Consider the following 18,873-nt stretch of genomic DNA (forward strand, 5'->3'; position numbering starts at 1 on the left):
TTTAATCCGTTTGTTTTTTAACAATCGAAAATTCATTTTAATAATCTAACCATATTATGTTTATCCCAAGTATGCTTCTTAAGCAGCTTTATACAAGAGGCAGCCTAAACAATACAGAAAGAGGTATTGAGTTTTCAATCAAAAATAGACTCAAAGATGCTGAAATAAAAGAACTTCTTCATATAAAAATTGATGGTAAAGAAGTTGATTTATCTAAGGTTATTTTTAATACTAGTGAAGAGAAAGAAATTTATTCTTCTACAATCACAAAAGACAATAGATTATCTTTCCCCCTTAGACAAACTTTACATCTAGAAGTCCTTGATCACCCACAATTAGCTGTAGAAAAACACGATGTTGAGGTATCTGTAAAGGCCTCTCCTTTTGGTACATTAAAATTCTCTGTTACAGACTCTATTGCAACAGAAAAAGATGATGAAATCAAAATCCCTAGAGATGACATGGATGACTATGGTGAGGAAATTATCAAAACAAGACAAAAATTTGTTGAAGATTTCTCTGGAGCTAAGGTTAATCATATTGGAAAATATTCTATCGATCCACATGAACTAAATGGTAATATTGAACACTTTACAGGTGTAGCTCAAATACCACTAGGTTTTGCAGGCCCAGTTAAGATTAATGGAGAACATGCTATTGGAGACTTTATGGTACCTATGGCAACTACAGAAGGTACTCTTGTTGCATCTTACAATAGAGGTATGAAAATAGCCAACCTTTGTGGTGGAATAAAAGTATCTGTTGTTGACGATGCAATGCAAAGAGCTCCTGTTTTTGAATTCGAAGACGCAAGAGGTGCTCGTGACTTTGTTACATGGGTTAAATTAAACTTTAAGAAAATTAAAGAAGAAGCGGAAAGTACTTCATCTATTGCAGATTTAGTTTACATCGACCACTTCCTTTCTAATAAGTTTGCCTTCTTACGTTTTAACTTTAAAACTGGAGATGCCGCTGGTCAGAACATGGTTGGTAGAGCCACATTTGCTGCTAGTAGTTGGATTTTAGATCAATATATGGGCATTAAAAACTTCTTCTTGGAGTCTAATTTTGCTACTGATAAAAAAGCTTCTCAAATTAATATTATGCGTACACGTGGTAAGCGTGTTACTGCAGAAATTACTTTAAAGAAAGAAGTCCTTCAACAATACATGCGTGTTGATCCAGAACAATTAGATCACCATGCTAGAATCTCTGCTATTGGTTCTTTCTTATCTGGAGTTAACAATACAGGTTTACATTCTCCAAATGGTATTACAGCAATGTTTATTGCCACAGGACAGGATGTTGCCAACGTATCAGAATCAAGTGCTGGAATTATTTACACAGAACTTACTAAAAGTGGGGACTTGTACTTCTCTATCACTATACCATCTCTAATTATTGCAACGTATGGCGGTGGTACAGGTATTGGCACTCAGAAAGAGAGTTTAGAGTTAATGAATTGCTACGGTAAAGGGAAAGCATATAAATTTGCTGAAATTGTTGCGGGTGTTGTTTTAGCGGGTGAAATATCTTTAGCTTCTGCAATCTCTTCTTCAGATTGGGTTAGTTCTCACGAACAATACGGTAGAAATAGATAATTAGACAGATATAATTTGTCTAAATAAGAAGCAATTCAGAAATAATCTTTGGAGTGCTTCTTTTATATAAAAACAGCTGATTCAAATTCATGAATCAGCTGTTTTAGTATTTTTAAAAAATAATTAGAACATTCTTAACGAATCTCTTCCATCATCCTTATTGTCATCTTTCTTTTCATCTCCTGATACTATCTGATCAACGGGATCATCTTCAGATGTAATTTTGGCATCTGTAACTTTATCATAAGGAAGTTTATTTCCTAAAGCTTTCCATCCTTTCACTTCAACAAACTCTTTAAGATTAACATGTTTCCTTACACGTTGTCTACCATCTGTATAGGTTAATTCAACCTCTGGAGACAATTGAGTTGTTACAAGTAATAGTCTTGATGCATTAGCTTCGTTGATAAACTTAAAACGCTTATTCATTGTAGAAGTTTCTACATGGAAACGTTTTATGTAATACTGCCTATGGTTAGTATCGTAATGTACCGCAGAAATTGCTTTATAAGGTAAGAATTTCTCTATCAATACAACACGCTTAGCATCGTATCTATGAATTACCTCATAATTGGTCAATTCATATTCCCCATCCTCATAGAACACAATGATACGATCTTCATCTTTAAATTTACCCAGATATTTACCATTGGAATCTTTATTTAATAATCCAACAGCTTCATCGTACCAAAGATCAATAGCAGGTAAAGTAGAAATTCCTTCTCTCTTAAGTGTCACTCTTCTCACAGGGTATTTTGTAAGAATATTACCTTGCGAAGTACGTCCTTTTATTTCAAGGTCTGCAAAATCATATTCAAACGATTTTACTTTTGCAGAGCAATTCGGAGATAAAGATACTCCAACTACTTCTGCCTCTCCATTTGGATTAGATGTAAAGTAAAGCACCTTAGATTTTGGTGTCCCTTTCGTTACATTGTAAACCTTATCTCTAGTAAAGCTTGATACTTGGAAACGTTTTACTCTTGTTACTCCCGTAGCTCCATCAAGGTAGATAGCATTAAATACTTTTCTTTCATCTCCTTTAACGTATACTTCTGCATGAAGAATTCCTTTTCCTACAAACTTCTTTTCTCCAATTTTAGTAATCTGATATTCACCTGTACTTCTATATACAATAATATCGTCTATGTCAGAACAATCCATTACTTCTTCAACACCTTCTTCTTTTTTAAGGTTATAACCAATAAAGCCCTCTTTTTTATTAACATATAGTTTGGCGTTATTAGCAGCTACCTTAGAAGCTAAAATAGTATCGAAAGTACTTAATTCTGTACAACGTTCGTGGTCCTTTCCATACTTCTTAAGTAAATTAATAAAGTAATCAATAGTATATTCTATAATATTAGATAGATTATACCTTACTAATTCTAACTCCTCTAATAAACTACTTAATAATTCATCTGCTTTAAACGCATCAAATTTCGAGATACGCTTTATTTTTATCTCAGTTAAACGAGTAATATCATCTTCTGTAATTTCTCTATAAAAACTTGGCTTGTAAGGGTCTAATCCTCTATCGATCGTTTCAATAACCGATTCCCATGTTTCACATTCTTCTATATCCCTATAGATTCTATTTTCAATAAAGATTTTTTCTAATGAACTGAATAAGATTTTCTCTTGTAACTCACCTTCCCTAATCTTTAATTCTGTTTCTAATAAATTGACCGTATGTTCTGTATCATTTTTAAGAATTTCTTCAACTCCTAAAAAAACAGGTTTCTCGTCAACAATAACACAAGAGTTAGGGGAGATTGATACTTCACAATCTGTAAATGCATATAAAGCTGCAATTGTTACATCTGGTGATTGGCCACTAGCCAATTGAATTTCAATCTCTACGTCTCTTGCTGTATTATCAACTACTTTTTTAATTTTAATTTTTCCTTGATCATTTGCTTTGATCACAGAGTCAATTAAACTAGAAGTAGTACATGTATAAGGTATTTCTTTTATTAGCAGCGTTTTATTGTCAGATGATTCAATTTTAGCTCTAAGACGTATTTTACCGCCTTTTAAACCATTATTATAATTACTACAATCTGCTAAACCACCTGTTGGGAAATCTGGAACTAATTGTATTTTTTTATCCTTTAAAATATCAATTGATGCTTTTATCAATTCTTTGACATTATGAGGCATAATCTTAGTGGCTAAACCTACTGCAATACCTTCAACTCCTTGTGCTAAAAGCAATGGGAATTTTACAGGTAAATTAATTGGCTCTCTCTTTCTACCATCATAAGATAATTGCCAATCCGTTGTTTTAGGATTGAATACAACTTCTAATGCAAATTTTGATAACCTAGCCTCTATATACCTTGCTGCTGCCGCACTATCTCCAGTTCTTATATCACCCCAGTTACCTTGTGTTTCTATCAGAAGTTCTTTCTGACCAAGGTTCACGATAGCATCTCCAATAGATGCGTCACCGTGTGGATGAAACTGCATAGTAGAACCAATAATATTAGCTACCTTATTAAAACGTCCATCATCAAGCTCCTTCATTGCATGAAGAATCCTTCTTTGAACAGGTTTTAAACCATCATAAATACTAGGTACCGCTCTTTCTAAGATTACATAAGATGCATAATCTAAGAACCAGTTCTGATACATACCATCTATGTGAACTACATTACTATCTCTATGTTCTGAATTATTTGTTGATTGCTCGTTTTCCACGTTACTCCTCTAATTGACGCTAAAAAAATGCGAATTACACAAAAATATAGATTTGTAGGTACCATACAAATGAATTTGATCATTCGTGTGAAATCTACGTGTTATTATTATGATTATTTACATAAATGTACAATTTCATAACAAAAACTTACTGAAGTCAAAATTAAAATTTGAAATGTTTATAAAATCACTATCAATAGTAGCAATATTGATTAATATTTTCACATTCATCACTTTATCACAGTTTAATATACAAATAAAAGACCATTATTAACACTATTGAAATTAAATATGAGTTCTACTAAAGTTTAGTTTTGAAGAACTCATATTTATTCATCATAATAATAGATAGTTCTACATAGAAAATATCAAGCTAATATTCTTGAAATTTAACTAACAATTCAAAATTAGGCACAAAAAAAGGGAGAATACAAATAGTAAACTCCCTTTCTCCATACAGTTAAATTGATTATGAAATCATTCCTGCAGCAACTGTTTCATTTGTCTCTTCATCAATTAAGATTAAGCTACCTGTTGCTCTGTTCTTTTTATATTTATCAACAAAAATTGGTGCTTTTGTAGTAATAACTACTTTACCAATTTCGTTCATTTTAAGTTCTGTTGTTTCGCTGATATTTTGCATCGTATTGATATCTAATTTTTCATCAATAGATTTAATTTCAGCTTTTACTTCATTAGAAGTATGACGTAATACATAAGTTGAACCTGCTTTTAAAGCATTTTGATTCATCCAACATAACGTTGCAGTAATTTCAGTCGCTTTTTCAGGTTGGTTTTCAGCTCTTACCAACATATCACCTCTTTCTGCAGTAATTTCATCCTCTAGAGTAAGTACAACAGACATTGGAGGAAATGCTTCTTCCAATTTACCATCCATTGTTTCTATAGATTTGATTTTAGATTTTGTTCCAGAAGGTAATGCTTCAATAGCATCTCCAACTTTAAGAATACCACCATCTACTCTACCTGCAAACCCTTTAAAATCACTTCCTTCAGGAGAAATAACACGTTGAATAGGGAAACGACCATTTACAAGATCATGATCTTCGTCGATTTCAACAGCTTCAAGGTTACTTAATAAAGCACCACCTTTATACCAAGGAGTTCTTTCAGAATCATCAACAACATTATCTCCTTTTAATGCAGAAATTGGTATAAAACGAATATCTTCGATACCAATTTTACTCGACATTTCTAAGAAATCTGCCTTAATTTTATTGAATTGTTCTTCAGAATAATCAACTAAATCCATTTTGTTTACTGCAACAACAATGTGTTTAATTTTAAGAAGAGATGCAATAAATGTATGACGTCTTGTTTGTTCGATTACACCATTTCTAGCATCAACTAAAACAATAGCCAAGTTTGCGGTAGAAGCACCCGTAACCATATTTCTAGTATACTGAATATGACCAGGTGTATCTGCAATAATAAATTTACGCTTTGGTGTAGCAAAATATCTGTAAGCAACATCAATTGTAATACCTTGCTCTCTTTCGGCTTTTAAACCGTCTGTAAGTAGGGCTAAGTTTACATTTTCATCACCACGTGATTTACTCGATTTTTCGATCGCTTCTAACTGATCTTCGAAGATAGATTTTGTGTCGTACATCAAACGACCAATCAAGGTACTTTTACCATCGTCTACACTACCTGCTGTAGTGAAACGTAGTAAATCCATATCCATATATGATTGATCAACTGCTGCTGCGTTATCCTCTCTCTTAATACTTGGATTATTTAAAACTGTTTCGCTCATAGTTGTAGATTTTTTAGAAGTAACCTTGTAATTTTCTTTCCTCCATTGCTGCTTCAGATCTTTTATCGTCAGATCTGTTTCCTCTTTCTGTAGTTCTAGAAGAAGCTACTTCTTGAATAATACCAGCTAAGTCGTCGGCATCTGAAAGTACTGCACCAGTACAAGTCATATCACCTAAAGTACGGTAACGAATTAAACGCTCTTCGTACTTTTCGTCTTTAAGTAAAGTATTCCAAGGAGATTCAGCCAACAAGATTCCATTACGTTCTACAACTGGTCTCTTATGAGCAAAATAAATAGATGGTAAAGCAATTTTTTCTAAAGCGATATATTGCCATACATCCATTTCCGTCCAATTTGAAATTGGGAAAATACGGAAATGCTCATCTTCGTTATAATGTCCATTATATAACGTCCATAATTCAGGACGTTGATTTTTTGGATTCCACTGCCCAAATTCGTCACGGTGAGAGAAGAAACGTTCTTTAGCTCTTGCTTTTTCTTCGTCTCTACGTCCACCACCAAAGGCAGCATCTACTTTATATTCTTCTAAAGTTTCCAAAAGAGTAATTGCTTGTAAACCATTTCTAGATGGGTTTACTCCTCTTTCTTCCACTGCAGTTCCTTTATCAATTGATCCTTGAACAGACCCAACAATTAAATCAAGATCATATTCTTCTACCAACCAATCTCTATAATCAATTGCTTCTGGGAAGTTATGTCCAGTATCTACATGAATTAAAGGGAATGGTACTTTATCAGGCCAGAAAGCTTTTCTAGCTAAATGTAACATCACAATAGAGTCTTTTCCTCCTGAAAAGAGCATCGCTGGACGCTCAAATTGCGCCACAACTTCTCTGAAAACATATATTGCTTCAGATTCTAGTTGTTTTAGGTGTGTCAGTGTATGAGACTGCATTCTTTTGTTAATTAATTATTCTGATAATTTAATTACTGGCAAAACAGCTTCTACAAGTTGTTTTAAACTTTCTTCCAAACTCTGTTTGTGCGTTGGTATACGAACAAATGGATTTGCTGGAATATCGAATGGAGAATCTAAACCTGTAAAGTTTTTGATTTCCCCTGCCAATGCCTTTTTATATAAGCCTTTTACATCGCGTTCTGCACACACTTCAAAAGGACAATCTATATGTACTTGATAAAAATCTTCTTTACCGATAATATCTTGAGCTGCTTCTCTAATTTCTTCAGTTGGACTGATTAAAGAACAGATAGTTACTATACCTGCTGATGCAAATAATTTAGACACTTCTGCAGAACGACGAACGTTTTCCATTCTATCTTCTTCTGAGAATCCTAAATTACTATTAACCCCAGTTCTAAGGTTATCTCCATCTAGTAGCATTGTAAAATACCCTAAGTCATTTAACGCAAACTCTAATGCTCTTGCTAATGTACTTTTTCCAGAACCAGATAAACCAGTCATCCACAAAACTATTCCGTTTTGTTTTAATAATTCTTCCTTTTTTTCTCTTGATAAAAGAGAGTTGAAAATAGGATGAATATTTGTAGCTTCGCTCATATCTTTATTATACTTAAGAGTAAGAAATGTCATTAACTCTATTACCCTATATATTTAATAGGCAAATATAGAGTAAGTGATTTTGAATACAAAGATTTTCAAAAAAAATTGCTTATTACATTATCAAATTGATAATTTTGAGTGCAATTTGATAAAACATTTCAATTTATTAACCAATTAAGAGTTTTAAAAACCATTATTTAAAATGAAGGTTCAAGAAGAATTAGAATCACTCATTCTATTATTAAATCAAAAAAAAATAAACTATACTTTTGATTTTGATACACTGATATCCCCATACCCTTGGCTAAACATATCAGCTTATTCTATTGCGATACATTATATATGTCCTTCAGAAAAAACAAAGTATTGGCATACTCCTACTTCTTTAATTGATTTACCTTTAACGTTGAATGGAAATAAGATTATACACTTATGGCAAGACACCTGGGTAAATCACAGAACGGCTTGTATATCTAGAATAATGGGTGTTTTAGGAATGTCAGAAGTTATTTATGCACGTAAGTTGACTACTAAAAGAATTGATATCCATACCTTAAATAACTTTTTAAAAAAAAACCACACTAACCTCCCTACAACTGCCAAAATTAAATTCGGCCTTTATTTAGAAAATGAGCTTTATGCTGTAGCCTCATTTAGTGGAAAACGAAAAATGAATGATAGAGACGGATTGGTACATCAATCTTATGAAATGATAAGATATTGCAACAAAAATGGTACTACAGTTATTGGTGGCTTAGGGAAATTACTTAAGCACTTTATTGTAGAATACTCCCCTGATGATATTATGACTTACACCGATTCTGACTGGTCTAATGGAATAAGCTTTGAAAAACTTGGATTTAAATTATTAGAACAAACAAGTGCTTTTACTTTCTATTGGAATTGTAACGAAAAATGTAAATTTACTAAAGTGGAAATGGGTAATTTCCCTGTCTATAATAATGGAAGTAATAAGTTTATTTTAAACTTAAATACGATTAACGTTTAAAATTTAAAGGTTTCGTATTAGTTTCTTATATTTCCATCATTATTACTTACTTTCCCACTAGCTCTGGTATATCTATCCAAATGAATAATTTTTATACACTTTTCTTCTTATTCTATTTAAGCACTCTCTCCATTTGTGTTGGTCAGCAAGCTAATGTCGACGAATTGAAAATTCAGTTAGCCAATGCCCCCAAAGACCAAAAGGCAGATGTGCTGATGGAATTAATGTGGGAATCTAGAGATATCAATCCAGATGATGCAATTGGTTATGGAGAAGAGATATTAAAAATTACGGAGAATAGTAAGACATATTCTAAAAGACCAAAAGTACTTAACCTTATTGGTGTAGCCTGCAGAAATAAAGGAGATTATACACTAGCTCTTGATTATTATAAACAAGCATTACTACAAGCTGACATTTCTAATGATACTGTTCAAAAAGGATATGCCTATATAAATATTGGTCAGTTGTATCATTTTCAAGGAAACCAATATAAGGCTCTAAAAAATATGAAAGAGGCCTTACTTGTTAGTAATAAAATTAATGATTTAGAAATGTCTGGTTATTGTTACATGAATCTGGGTGATATTCAACTTAGTAATGGACATTATGAATTGGCATTAGAAAATTACAAAAAATCTCTTGTTGTAAGAGATAAAACCAATAATATTCAAGGTAGAGCTGCCACTTTAAAAAGTATTGGCGATGCGTACCTCTCTGCAGGAAACCCATTCTATGCTAGAAATGAATTTCAGAAGGCTCTCAAAATAAGTAACGAAATAGATTATAACAGTATTCAATATTCTTGCAAAGCTGCAATTGGAGATACTTATTTTTACAGTTCAGAAGATAGTTTAGATGATGCTCTTAGATATTACCAAGAAGCGTACAGAGGGTTTGTTAAAATTAAATCGCCTTTACAACAAGCAAAAGTATTAGAAAAAATTGCTAAAATTTACCTCGTACAAGGTCGTTTAAATAGAGCTATTCAATATTCTGAAAAAGGTTTAACAATTGCAGAAAATTTACCAGCTCTCCACGAAGCCTTATTATTAACAACAATACTATCTAAGGCTTACGAGAAAAGAGGTGATATTCACAACCAAAATGAGTACCTAAAAAAGCAACTTTACTATTTGTATTTGTATCAAGATGCAGAACAAGCTAGAAAAACTCAGATGTTAGAAAATTCTATTCAGATGGCATCAAAAGAGAAAGAGATTGATCAATTACATCAGAATAATTCTTTAGCTAAAAATAAAATTAAGAATCAAGAGTATTTTATTATTGCCTTTTTTATTCTTTTACTCCTTTTAGGTGCAGTGATATACCTTATAAATAATAAAAGAAAGCGTATTCATGAATTTAGTATCAAATTAAAAGAGAAAGCAAGAGAGATAAATCAACAAAAAACAATTATTGATCAAAAGGCTGTTGAAGAGCATGAGCTAAATATGCAGCTTGTTGAGAAAAATAAGGAATTAGAGAATAGCCTTGAGCAAACTCAAATGATGCATAAGCAGTTAGAAAAATCAGAAAAACTTGCATTAGTTGGACAGATGATGGCTGTAGTTGCACATGAAATTAACAATCCCACCAACTTTATTTCTAATAATATCACTCCAATTGGAGAAAATTTAAAAGAAGTTTTTGAGATAATTAAAGATCAAGATGTTGCCAATAAAGATGAAGTTTTAGAAGATATTGAAGAGTCTATTTTATTACTTGAAGGTATTGAAGATGGAGTAAAAAGAATTATTGAAATATCATCAGATTTAAAAAATGTTGTTAGAAATAACAATGGACATGCTTTACCTTTTGATATAAATGAAAATCTTGAAAATGTATCTAACCTTATTTATAAGAAGTATAAGTATGATGAAATAGAGGTAATTAAAGAATATCAATCTGACCTTCCTGAAATAACCTGTTTGGGAGGGAAAATCTCTCAGGTATTTATTAATCTAATTGATAATGCTTTCCAAGCTGTAAAAGAAAATAGTACCGATGTAAAAATGATTACTATAAATACAGAGTTGAGAAAGAAAAACATTTGTATTAGTATTAGTGATACTGGTGGTGGAATTAAAGATGCTGATCATCTTTTTGAAGCTTTTTATACTACTAAAAAAGAAGGGTTAGGTATTGGTCTTATGATCTGTAAACGTATTGTACAAAAACACAACGGCTCTTTGGGTGCTTTTAATAACCAAAAAGGAGGAGCCACATTTACCATACAACTCCCCCTTGAATATATTGACAAAAACGACTAATATGCCATTTTCTTTTCTATCAATTGAATTAAAATGTGGATGATTTTAATGTGTATTTCTTGAATTCTATCTGCAAACCCAAAATGAGGCACTCGAATTTCAACATCAGCTAAACCAGCCATTTTACCTCCATCTTTTCCGGTTAATGCAATTACTTTGATACCCTTATTCTGAGCAACTTCTATTGCATTGATAATATTCTGAGAATTACCACTTGTGCTAATAGCAAAAAGAACATCACCCTTACGTCCAACACCTTCTAAATATCTTGAAAAGACATATTCAAATCCATAATCATTACTCACACAAGAAATATGACTAGGATCAGAAATGGCAATAGCACCTAAAGAAGGTCTATCCTCTCTATATCTACCTGTTAACTCCTCTGCAAAATGCATGGCATCACAATGAGAACCTCCATTTCCACATGACATTACTTTTCCCTCATTTTTAAATGATGAGACTAGTAAATCCGAAGCTTTATCAATAGCCGCTATATTTTTTTCATCTGATAAAAAACGATTAAGAACTTCTGCAGCTTCTTTTAACTCCCCTACTATCAATAATTTATGTTCAGCCATTTTTTTCCTAATTTTAAAAGCAGAAAAGTACAATAACAATTTGTTTAACGCTATGCTAAATTCTAAAAAAAAATATTAATTTTACATAAATTAACGGAATTAATATTTTAATAACTCAATAATGGAATTACAAGACTTATCAGAATTCCAGACAGAAGCAATGCATATTCTTACTGTCTATGGTTTCAAAGTCGTACAAGCTTTAGCTTGTATTATCATCGGTTTCTATATCGCAAATAAAATTGGAGATGTAGTTGCTTCACAAGTAAAAAAGAAATCTAATAACAACCATGCTTTAATTGATTTTATCGTATCTCTAACAAAGATTACTTTAAAAGTAATTATTATAGTTACGGCAATTGGAATGGCTGGTGTAGAAACCACTTCATTTATTGCGATGTTAGGTTCTGCAGGTTTAGCTATTGGTTTAGCTTTACAAGGATCTCTTGCAAATGTTGCTGGTGGTGCTTTAGTACTTACTCTTCGTCCTTTCAAAAAGGGTGAATTAATTGAAGCTCAAGGGCATTTAGGTACTGTAGAAGATATTGGTTTATTTGCTACTACAATCAAGACTCCTCATAGAAGACATATTTTTATTCCTAACGGGGCTTTAGCTGGTGGTGTTATAAAAAACTATACTAGAGAAGGTTTTGTACGTTGCGATGTTCCTATTGGGATAGCTTATGATGCAGATATAAAAAAAACACGTGATGTTCTTTTAAGTATTGCTAACAATGATAAAAGAGTTTTAAGAGACCCTGAAGAACCTGTAGTTTGGGTTGTAAACTTAGGAGATAGTTCTGTAGATCTTCAATTAAGAGTTCATATTAGTGTTGATGACTATTGGAACTTCTTATTTGAAACAACAGAAGCTGCTAAACTTGCACTTGATGATAATGGTATCGAAATTCCATTCCCACAAAGAGTTGTGCATATGAAACAATCATAAAGGCAGTAATAAAAAACTTTATTAAGAGCTATTTTCTTCGGAAAATAGCTCTTTTTTTATTGAATTTATTTTTTTTATCGTTCTTTATTTAGAATTAATCCAATTTAACCTATATTGCATCATTAAGTAGAATTAATCTAAATAAAAACAAAATGAACGCACAAGATCCAATATTCAGAAGCACAACGAGTAACCGTTTACTTGAAATGTTGAATATGAGCGATTCTAGTTTTTCTGATGACACTCCATGTAAAAAGAAAGACTGTTGTAAAAAATATAAGAGAAAAGGAAAGCATTGTAAAAAATGTCCAAAAATTTAATCTAATAATATACTTTACCACTCTATTAAGCAGTTCAATTGACAAAGATTGATTATCTTTGCATCGATATACTAATCGAAGATTTATTGAAAAATGCTTACAACAGAGCTTAAAGATAGAGCAGATCAATTGGGTTTCATTGATGTAATGGAGAATAATCCTGTTGATCTCAAAAAAGAGATAACTCGCTTAAAAGAAGAAAAAAATGCTGTCTTCTTAGCCCATTATTATCAAGATGCAGAAATTCAAGATCTTGCTGACTTTGTTGGTGATAGTTTGGCTTTAGCACAAAAAGCTGCAGATACCGATGCTGATATAATTTTATTCGCAGGAGTTCACTTTATGGCTGAAACAGCAAAAATTATTAATCCTCAAAAGAAGGTAATTCTACCTGATTTTAAAGCAGGCTGCTCTTTAGCAGAAGCTGCTCCTCCAAAAGAATTTTCTGAGTTTGTAAAAGCTCATCCTGATTATACAGTAGTTACTTATATTAATTCTTCTGCAGAAGTAAAAGCATATACAGATATAACTGTTACTTCTACAAATGCATTAAAAATTATAAATAGTTTACCTGCAGATGAGAAAATCATTTTTGCTCCAGATAGAAATCTGGGTAAGTATATTATGAAAGAAACAGGTAGAGATATGCTATTATGGGACGGGGCTTGTGTAGTGCATGAAGCATTTGCACTTGAAAAAATCCTTGACCTCCATAAAGAATATCCTCACGCTAAGATTATAGCTCACCCAGAGTCTGAAATGCCTTTATTAAAAGTTGCTGCCTTTGTAGGATCTACTGCTGCACTTTTAAAATTTGTTCAAGAAGATGATGCAGATGCTTACATTGTAGCCACTGAAGCTGGAATTCTACATAAAATGAGAGAGGCAGTTCCTCATAAGAATTTAATTCCTGCTCCATCAAAAGAAGATAACACATGTGCATGTTCTGAATGTCACTTCATGAAAATGAATACTTTAGAAAAAGTGTACAATTGTTTAAAATATGAATATCCAGAAGTTGATGTTGACGAAGACATTCGATTAAAAGCAATCGGTTCGATTGAAAGAATGTTTGAATTATCATAATAAATAAAAGCTGTTTCAAGCCAAAAAGGTCAGAAACAGCTTTTTTATTCATCAGCTCACATCCCCTTATTTATCAATGAATAAAGTTGATTTTCTAATTGTCGGATCTGGTATAGCCGGACTTAGTTATGCCTTAAAGCTTTGTGAATTCTATCAAAAGAAAAATCATCATCCTAAAATCTGCTTGATTACTAAAGATGAACCTTTTGAAAGCAATACTAGGTATGCGCAAGGTGGGATAGCAGCGGTAATTGATGCTGATGATTCTTATGAAAAACATATTAACGACACTTTGGTTGCCGGTTCTCATATCAACAATGAAGAAGTTGTAAAACTTGTTGTTGAAAACGGGCCTGAACGAATTAGAGAGCTAATTAATTGGGGTGCTCAGTTCGATAAATCTGATGATGGTGACTATAAACTTGCAAAAGAAGGAGGACATTCCGACCATAGAATTTTGCATTTTAAAGATGTTACAGGACAAGAAATCCAAAGAGCACTTTTAGATACAATAAAAAAATACGATAACGTAGAAATACTTCAAGATTATTATGCTGTAGATCTTATTACACAGCATCACCTTGGAGAAGATGTTACTCGCTACCGTAAAGATACCCAATGCTACGGTGTTTATGCCTTAAACAAACTCTCCGGAGAAGTTGAAACCATTTTATCTAAGGTGACCTTATTGGCTACTGGAGGTATTGGCCAGGTATATAATACAACTACAAACCCAAGTGTTGCGACAGGAGATGGTATTGCCATGACCTATAGAGCAAAAGGTATTGTTGAACACATGGAATTTGTTCAGTTCCACCCTACAGCACTTTATGAAAGAGGAAACCACGGAAATGCATTCTTAATTACGGAAGCAATGCGTGGTGCAGGCGCAATCCTTAAAAACAGTAAAGGAGAAGACTTTGTCAAAAGATATGATAAAAGAGGCTCGCTAGCCCCTAGAGATATTGTAGCTAGAGCTATTGATTCTGAAATGAAAAAAGAAGGAAAAGACCATGTTTGGTTAGATGCTTCAGGAATCAATGAAAAAGAATTGAAATCTCACTTCCCTTCTATTTATAAAAAATGCTTTGATAAAGGGATCGACATTACAAAAGATTTAATCCCAGTTGCTCCTGCTTCTCATTATTTATGTGGAGGCATTGTAGTAAATACAAAAGCGGAAACATCTATAAATAATTTATTAGCGTGTGGAGAATGTACTTGTACAGGATTACATGGTGCAAATAGATTGGCTTCGAATTCGCTACTCGAAGCGGCTGTATATGCACACGAAGCTTTTGAAACATCTCTACAATTAATAGATAAAACAACCTGGGCAGAAGATATTCCGGAGTGGAATAAAGACGGAACATCTGTACCAGAAGAAATGGTTCTAATTTCTCAATCAAGGAGTGACTTACAAAGAGTAATGTCTAATTATGTTGGAATTGTACGTTCTGACGAAAGGTTAGCAAGAGCTTTTAAACGTACTGGTTTGATTTACGAGGAAACAGAAGAACTCTATAAAAAGACGGTAATATCGCAACCTCTTTGTGAATTAAGAAATATGATTACCATAACCTACTTAATTATTGGTGGTGCCAAAAATAGGCATGAGAATATTGGTTTACACTATTCTATAGATTATGAGTAAAATAAAAGGATTATGATTTAAGTGTTCTACACTACAATCATAATCCTTTTTACTTATTTGCTACTGGTACTTATTAGCAAGTTTTATTGGGATTCTCAAAATTACTGCTTTCGTCTTCTTCTCTGTCTGTTAAACATTTGAAGTCTTTTTCTATCAATAATTTCAGTTCAGACCCATCCTCATTATTCTGTACTGATGAATAACCAACTCTACTTGTTTTCACCCAGTCTTCAATTTGATCAACAGTTAAGCAGAACTTTAAACGGTTATCTTCCATTTCAGCACTCATTTCACCCTTTTCTATAGATTTTACTCCATAAGTAAAAGTTGTTTTGCCTAATTGAGACACCTCCCAAACCTCTCCATCATTATTTAATGTATTAAGGTCGTTTACATTCAATCTTAATCGGATACTATTGTCTTTTAATCTTAATTTCATAATCTATTTTTTATAAAACCAAATTGGTAATTTATCTCCTTTTATAAACGTGTTTCTATCTGAAGGTAACTCCACAAAGGCATCTGCAATAGATAAATTTGCTAAATCTCCAGATCCTCCTCCTGTTGTTGGGGACACACATAATTCACCTGAACTATTGTAATAAGACTTTACTTGTAAAAAGTAAGTTAGTGGCTTATCAAAAGAGTAATCGCTATCTAAAATAGCTTTAGGTTGTCTATTCTCTTTCTGTAACTCCCTATTTAACCAAGGAATAAGGTACCTATTAGCACATAAATAGGTAGAAACTGGATTTCCTGGCAATGCAAATATTGGTTGATTATTTTTTGTAATACCAAACCAAAATGGTTTACCTGGTCTTTGTTTAACGCCATGAAACTGTTTCACAACCCCCAATTCTTCAAATACTTGCGGAAGGTAATCAAATTTACCTTTAGAAACACCTCCACTAAATACAAAAATATTATAAGATGAAAAGAGGCCTTTAATTTTTACTTTTAGAGCTTCTTTATCATCAACTATATGATAAATTTTTGAGGATATCCCCTCTTCTTGTAACCTAGATTGAATAGAATAGCAATTCGACATTCTAATTTGATAATCAGCAGGTATTTGGTCTATTCCTACTAGCTCATCTCCCGTTGCAATAACTGCTACTTTAGGTAAAGCTTTAACTACTACTTCTACCTTTCCTACTGTAGATAAAATACCAATTTCTGCAGATGTAATTATAGTTCCCGCTTTAATAAGAACCTCGCCTTTTTTAACATCAATACCTTTTCTATGTACATTTGTAAAAGACTGTGCATGTTTAAAATCTGAAACAAACATTTGTTCTCCTCTTCTCTCAGTCCATTCGTAAGGAATAACAACATCTGTACCTTCGGGTAAGATAGCACCAGTCATTACCTCAATACAATTCTCACTCTCTTTTAATTTTAATTGCGAACTCCCTGCAGGTTGAACATCTTCTATAATAAATAAGTTTTTAGCATTATCTATTGACGAGTGATGAATACCTATACCATCCATAGCTACCCTATCAAAAGGAGGGAAATCTCTATCCGCATAAATATTTTCTGCTAAAGTACGACCTAATGAATCTGAAAAATTTACCTTTTCTGATGGTAAATCTAAATGCACTTTCGAAATTATTTCATCTACTTTCGAAGGTTCTATCAAATGATTTTGCATTGTAGTTTGTTTATTGAGAAATTGGACATTCGAATCTACCAATTGCATTTTTAAGAATGAAAGATAAAACAGAAAAAAACACATCATTAACGCATCTTGATGCAAATGGAAACCCATCTATGGTTGATGTTGGAGAGAAAAATACAACAACACGAACTGCTATAGCACAATCTATTGTTCAATTCCCTATAGAAGTAGCCAATACTATTCGTAATCAAGATAACGCCACAAAAAAAGGGTCAATATTTCAGACTGCAATTATTGCTGGTATAATGGGTACTAAGAAGACTTCTGAGTTAATTCCTCTTTGTCATCCTTTGCCTCTAGATAAATGTAATATTGAAATTGATTGGATAAACGATACAGAAATAAGGATTATAAGTACTGCCAAAGTAACATCTAAAACTGGTGTTGAAATGGAAGCTTTAACTGGAGCTTCTGTTGCTGCACTTACCATTTATGATATGTGTAAGGCATTATCACAAGATATAAACATTAAGGAGACAAAATTATTCCATAAATCAGGAGGTAAAACAGACTTTAATAGATGAAACATCAAAAACACGCTAAATTAACTCGTAAAAATATAGGTACTATTGCTACAAATGAGCTAGCAATTATGGGTACTACTTGTGGTGAAATTAAAAATCTAGTTGAAAAACTTTCAAACCAAATAGCTCCTTTAACATCTGCTTTTATAGATATGGATCATAAAAGTGATGAAGAAGAATTGAATAAATCTTTTTTAGGGTCTGCTGAACAAGTTTATACTGATAAAATCAATTTCCATAGAATTAATATCAAAAGAGAATTAAATGCATTTGAAAAACGTAAATATTTCAACTCCTTTGATTTCACATTTATAAATGGCAACCATTATATAGCAGAGAAACAACTTTTAGTAATTGATAGTAGAAAACCGTTATTAAAGAAGGTTGCTAAAATTACAAATCCTGTAGCTGTTGTTTTTAGTGCTACAGATAAAGAAATCCCTCCTGAGCTCTTAAAGGAATTACCTGAACTTAAAACACTTCCTCAATTTTCGATCGAAGAAATTGACAAAATCGGTGTATTCATAACTACTTCTGTACTAGACAAACCTAAATTAAAAGGGTTAGTTTTAGTTGGAGGAAAAAGCACTAGAATGGGATCTGATAAAGCTGTTTTAGATTACCATGGTAAACCTCAGTGGGAATATGCAAAAGAATTACTAGCTCCATATTGTGATGAAGTATTTATTTCAGTTGCAGAAGAAGCTAAGTCTTACAAAGGCACGCCTCAGATTACAGATAAGTTTTTAGGGTTAGGCCCAATGGGTGGTATTCTATCTGCTTTCCAAGAAGACCCTAACTCTGGGTGGTTAGTAATAGCATGCGATTTACCTCTCTTATCTGAGAAATCTTTAGATCATTTAGTTACAAAAAGAAATACCCATAAAATGGCGACTTCTTTTAAAAGTCCTACGTTAGAATTCCCAGAACCATTAATTTGTATTTGGGAACCAAAAGCATACGGAACATTACTAGAATATTTAAGTTGGGGATATTCGTGCCCTAGAAAAGCATTAATTAATAGTGATATTGAATTACTCATTTCTGAACACGAAGAGGAAATGACAAATGCAAATACAAAAGAAGAATTTATCGAGATAAAAAATACTTTATAAGTACTAGAATTCTCGAAATTCAAGGCTTATCTAGTTAAAAGGGTAGTTAGT

Annotated in this window: 16 protein-coding genes; 9 read left to right on the forward strand and 7 right to left on the reverse strand. The window is 32.5% G+C overall.

Annotated elements, in window-relative coordinates:
* Window positions 1-71 precede the first annotated feature (71 nt).
* The gene (locus EI427_RS10205) at window positions 72-1,601 is read left to right on the forward strand and encodes a hydroxymethylglutaryl-CoA reductase (RefSeq protein ID WP_240655366.1); all 1,530 of its coding nucleotides are present in this window, start codon (window positions 72-74) and stop codon (window positions 1,599-1,601) included.
* 123 nt (window positions 1,602-1,724) lie between these two features.
* Here EI427_RS10205 and EI427_RS10210 read toward each other — a convergent pair whose 3' ends face one another.
* From EI427_RS10210 to cysC, 4 genes are all read right to left on the reverse strand, one after another.
* Window positions 1,725-4,304: a DNA gyrase/topoisomerase IV subunit A gene (locus tag EI427_RS10210; protein WP_126614254.1), complete on the reverse strand. Its 2,580-nt coding sequence runs from the start codon at window positions 4,302-4,304 to the stop codon at window positions 1,725-1,727.
* Between the two features lie 469 nt (window positions 4,305-4,773).
* The gene (gene cysN / locus EI427_RS10215) at window positions 4,774-6,084 is read right to left on the reverse strand and encodes a sulfate adenylyltransferase subunit CysN (RefSeq protein WP_126614256.1); all 1,311 of its coding nucleotides are present in this window, start codon (window positions 6,082-6,084) and stop codon (window positions 4,774-4,776) included.
* A gap of 13 nt (window positions 6,085-6,097) precedes the next feature.
* Window positions 6,098-7,003 (reverse strand): sulfate adenylyltransferase subunit CysD, encoded by a 906-nt coding sequence (cysD, locus tag EI427_RS10220; RefSeq protein ID WP_126614258.1) that lies wholly within the window; start codon window positions 7,001-7,003, stop codon window positions 6,098-6,100.
* Window positions 7,004-7,018: 15 nt separating this feature from the next.
* Window positions 7,019-7,627, reverse strand: coding sequence for an adenylyl-sulfate kinase (gene cysC / locus EI427_RS10225; protein WP_126614260.1), 609 nt, complete (start codon window positions 7,625-7,627; stop codon window positions 7,019-7,021).
* 205 nt (window positions 7,628-7,832) lie between these two features.
* Here cysC and EI427_RS10230 point away from each other — a divergent pair, with 205 nt between their 5' ends.
* Both EI427_RS10230 and EI427_RS10235 read left to right on the forward strand, forming a co-directional pair.
* Complete coding sequence (locus EI427_RS10230) at window positions 7,833-8,639, forward strand: hypothetical protein (RefSeq protein ID WP_126614262.1); 807 nt, start codon at window positions 7,833-7,835, stop codon at window positions 8,637-8,639.
* Between the two features lie 80 nt (window positions 8,640-8,719).
* Window positions 8,720-10,912 carry a tetratricopeptide repeat protein gene (locus EI427_RS10235; RefSeq protein WP_126614264.1) on the forward strand — a complete coding sequence of 731 codons (2,193 nt, stop codon included), beginning with the start codon at window positions 8,720-8,722 and terminating at the stop codon, window positions 10,910-10,912.
* Here the strand turns inward: EI427_RS10235 and lpcA are convergent.
* A complete protein-coding gene (lpcA, locus tag EI427_RS10240; protein WP_126614266.1) occupies window positions 10,909-11,493 on the reverse strand; it encodes a D-sedoheptulose 7-phosphate isomerase in 585 nt (194 codons plus the stop codon). The genes EI427_RS10235 and lpcA overlap by 4 nt on opposite strands.
* A 121-nt stretch (window positions 11,494-11,614) precedes the next feature.
* Between lpcA and EI427_RS10245 the strand changes: the two genes are divergently transcribed.
* The 4 genes from EI427_RS10245 (at window position 11,615) to nadB (ending at window position 15,502) form a co-directional block, all read left to right on the forward strand.
* Entirely contained in the window at window positions 11,615-12,442 is an 828-nt protein-coding gene (locus EI427_RS10245) for a mechanosensitive ion channel family protein (protein WP_126614268.1), read from the forward strand.
* Between the two features lie 152 nt (window positions 12,443-12,594).
* Window positions 12,595-12,762 (forward strand): hypothetical protein, encoded by a 168-nt coding sequence (locus EI427_RS26155; RefSeq protein ID WP_155523285.1) that lies wholly within the window; start codon window positions 12,595-12,597, stop codon window positions 12,760-12,762.
* Window positions 12,763-12,855: 93 nt separating this feature from the next.
* The gene (gene nadA / locus EI427_RS10250; RefSeq protein ID WP_126614270.1) at window positions 12,856-13,848 is read left to right on the forward strand and encodes a quinolinate synthase NadA; all 993 of its coding nucleotides are present in this window, start codon (window positions 12,856-12,858) and stop codon (window positions 13,846-13,848) included.
* Window positions 13,849-13,924: 76 nt separating this feature from the next.
* Window positions 13,925-15,502, forward strand: coding sequence for an L-aspartate oxidase (nadB, locus tag EI427_RS10255; protein ID WP_126614272.1), 1,578 nt, complete (start codon window positions 13,925-13,927; stop codon window positions 15,500-15,502).
* Between the two features lie 73 nt (window positions 15,503-15,575).
* On the opposite strand, the gene EI427_RS10260 is transcribed toward nadB, so the two are convergent.
* Window positions 15,576-15,941, reverse strand: coding sequence for a DUF7009 family protein (locus EI427_RS10260; protein ID WP_126614274.1), 366 nt, complete (start codon window positions 15,939-15,941; stop codon window positions 15,576-15,578).
* Window positions 15,942-15,944: 3 nt separating this feature from the next.
* Window positions 15,945-17,156 carry a molybdopterin molybdotransferase MoeA gene (locus EI427_RS10265; RefSeq protein WP_126614277.1) on the reverse strand — a complete coding sequence of 404 codons (1,212 nt, stop codon included), beginning with the start codon at window positions 17,154-17,156 and terminating at the stop codon, window positions 15,945-15,947.
* Between the two features lie 56 nt (window positions 17,157-17,212).
* On the opposite strand from EI427_RS10265, the gene moaC reads away from it, so the two are divergent.
* Complete coding sequence (moaC, locus tag EI427_RS10270; RefSeq protein WP_126614279.1) at window positions 17,213-17,707, forward strand: cyclic pyranopterin monophosphate synthase MoaC; 495 nt, start codon at window positions 17,213-17,215, stop codon at window positions 17,705-17,707.
* Window positions 17,704-18,822, forward strand: coding sequence for an NTP transferase domain-containing protein (locus EI427_RS10275; RefSeq protein ID WP_205727927.1), 1,119 nt, complete (start codon window positions 17,704-17,706; stop codon window positions 18,820-18,822). The genes moaC and EI427_RS10275 overlap by 4 nt, the downstream gene beginning before the upstream one ends.
* Window positions 18,823-18,873: the final 51 nt, after the last annotated feature.

This window comes from Flammeovirga pectinis (assembly GCF_003970675.1).
Taxonomy (GTDB): domain Bacteria; phylum Bacteroidota; class Bacteroidia; order Cytophagales; family Flammeovirgaceae; genus Flammeovirga; species Flammeovirga pectinis.

Coding starts and splice junctions, on each gene's coding strand:
- EI427_RS10205 (WP_240655366.1), top strand. CDS start 72: ATGCTTCTTAAGCAGCTTTATACAAGAGGCAGCCTAAACAATACAGAA.
- cysN (WP_126614256.1), bottom strand. CDS start 6,084: ATGAGCGAAACAGTTTTAAATAATCCAAGTATTAAGAGAGAGGATAAC.
- cysD (WP_126614258.1), bottom strand. CDS start 7,003: ATGCAGTCTCATACACTGACACACCTAAAACAACTAGAATCTGAAGCA.
- cysC (WP_126614260.1), bottom strand. CDS start 7,627: ATGAGCGAAGCTACAAATATTCATCCTATTTTCAACTCTCTTTTATCA.
- EI427_RS10230 (WP_126614262.1), top strand. CDS start 7,833: ATGAAGGTTCAAGAAGAATTAGAATCACTCATTCTATTATTAAATCAA.
- EI427_RS10235 (WP_126614264.1), top strand. CDS start 8,720: ATGAATAATTTTTATACACTTTTCTTCTTATTCTATTTAAGCACTCTC.
- lpcA (WP_126614266.1), bottom strand. CDS start 11,493: ATGGCTGAACATAAATTATTGATAGTAGGGGAGTTAAAAGAAGCTGCA.
- EI427_RS10245 (WP_126614268.1), top strand. CDS start 11,615: ATGGAATTACAAGACTTATCAGAATTCCAGACAGAAGCAATGCATATT.
- EI427_RS26155 (WP_155523285.1), top strand. CDS start 12,595: ATGAACGCACAAGATCCAATATTCAGAAGCACAACGAGTAACCGTTTA.
- nadA (WP_126614270.1), top strand. CDS start 12,856: ATGCTTACAACAGAGCTTAAAGATAGAGCAGATCAATTGGGTTTCATT.
- nadB (WP_126614272.1), top strand. CDS start 13,925: ATGAATAAAGTTGATTTTCTAATTGTCGGATCTGGTATAGCCGGACTT.
- EI427_RS10260 (WP_126614274.1), bottom strand. CDS start 15,941: ATGAAATTAAGATTAAAAGACAATAGTATCCGATTAAGATTGAATGTA.
- EI427_RS10265 (WP_126614277.1), bottom strand. CDS start 17,156: ATGCAAAATCATTTGATAGAACCTTCGAAAGTAGATGAAATAATTTCG.
- moaC (WP_126614279.1), top strand. CDS start 17,213: ATGAAAGATAAAACAGAAAAAAACACATCATTAACGCATCTTGATGCA.
- EI427_RS10275 (WP_205727927.1), top strand. CDS start 17,704: ATGAAACATCAAAAACACGCTAAATTAACTCGTAAAAATATAGGTACT.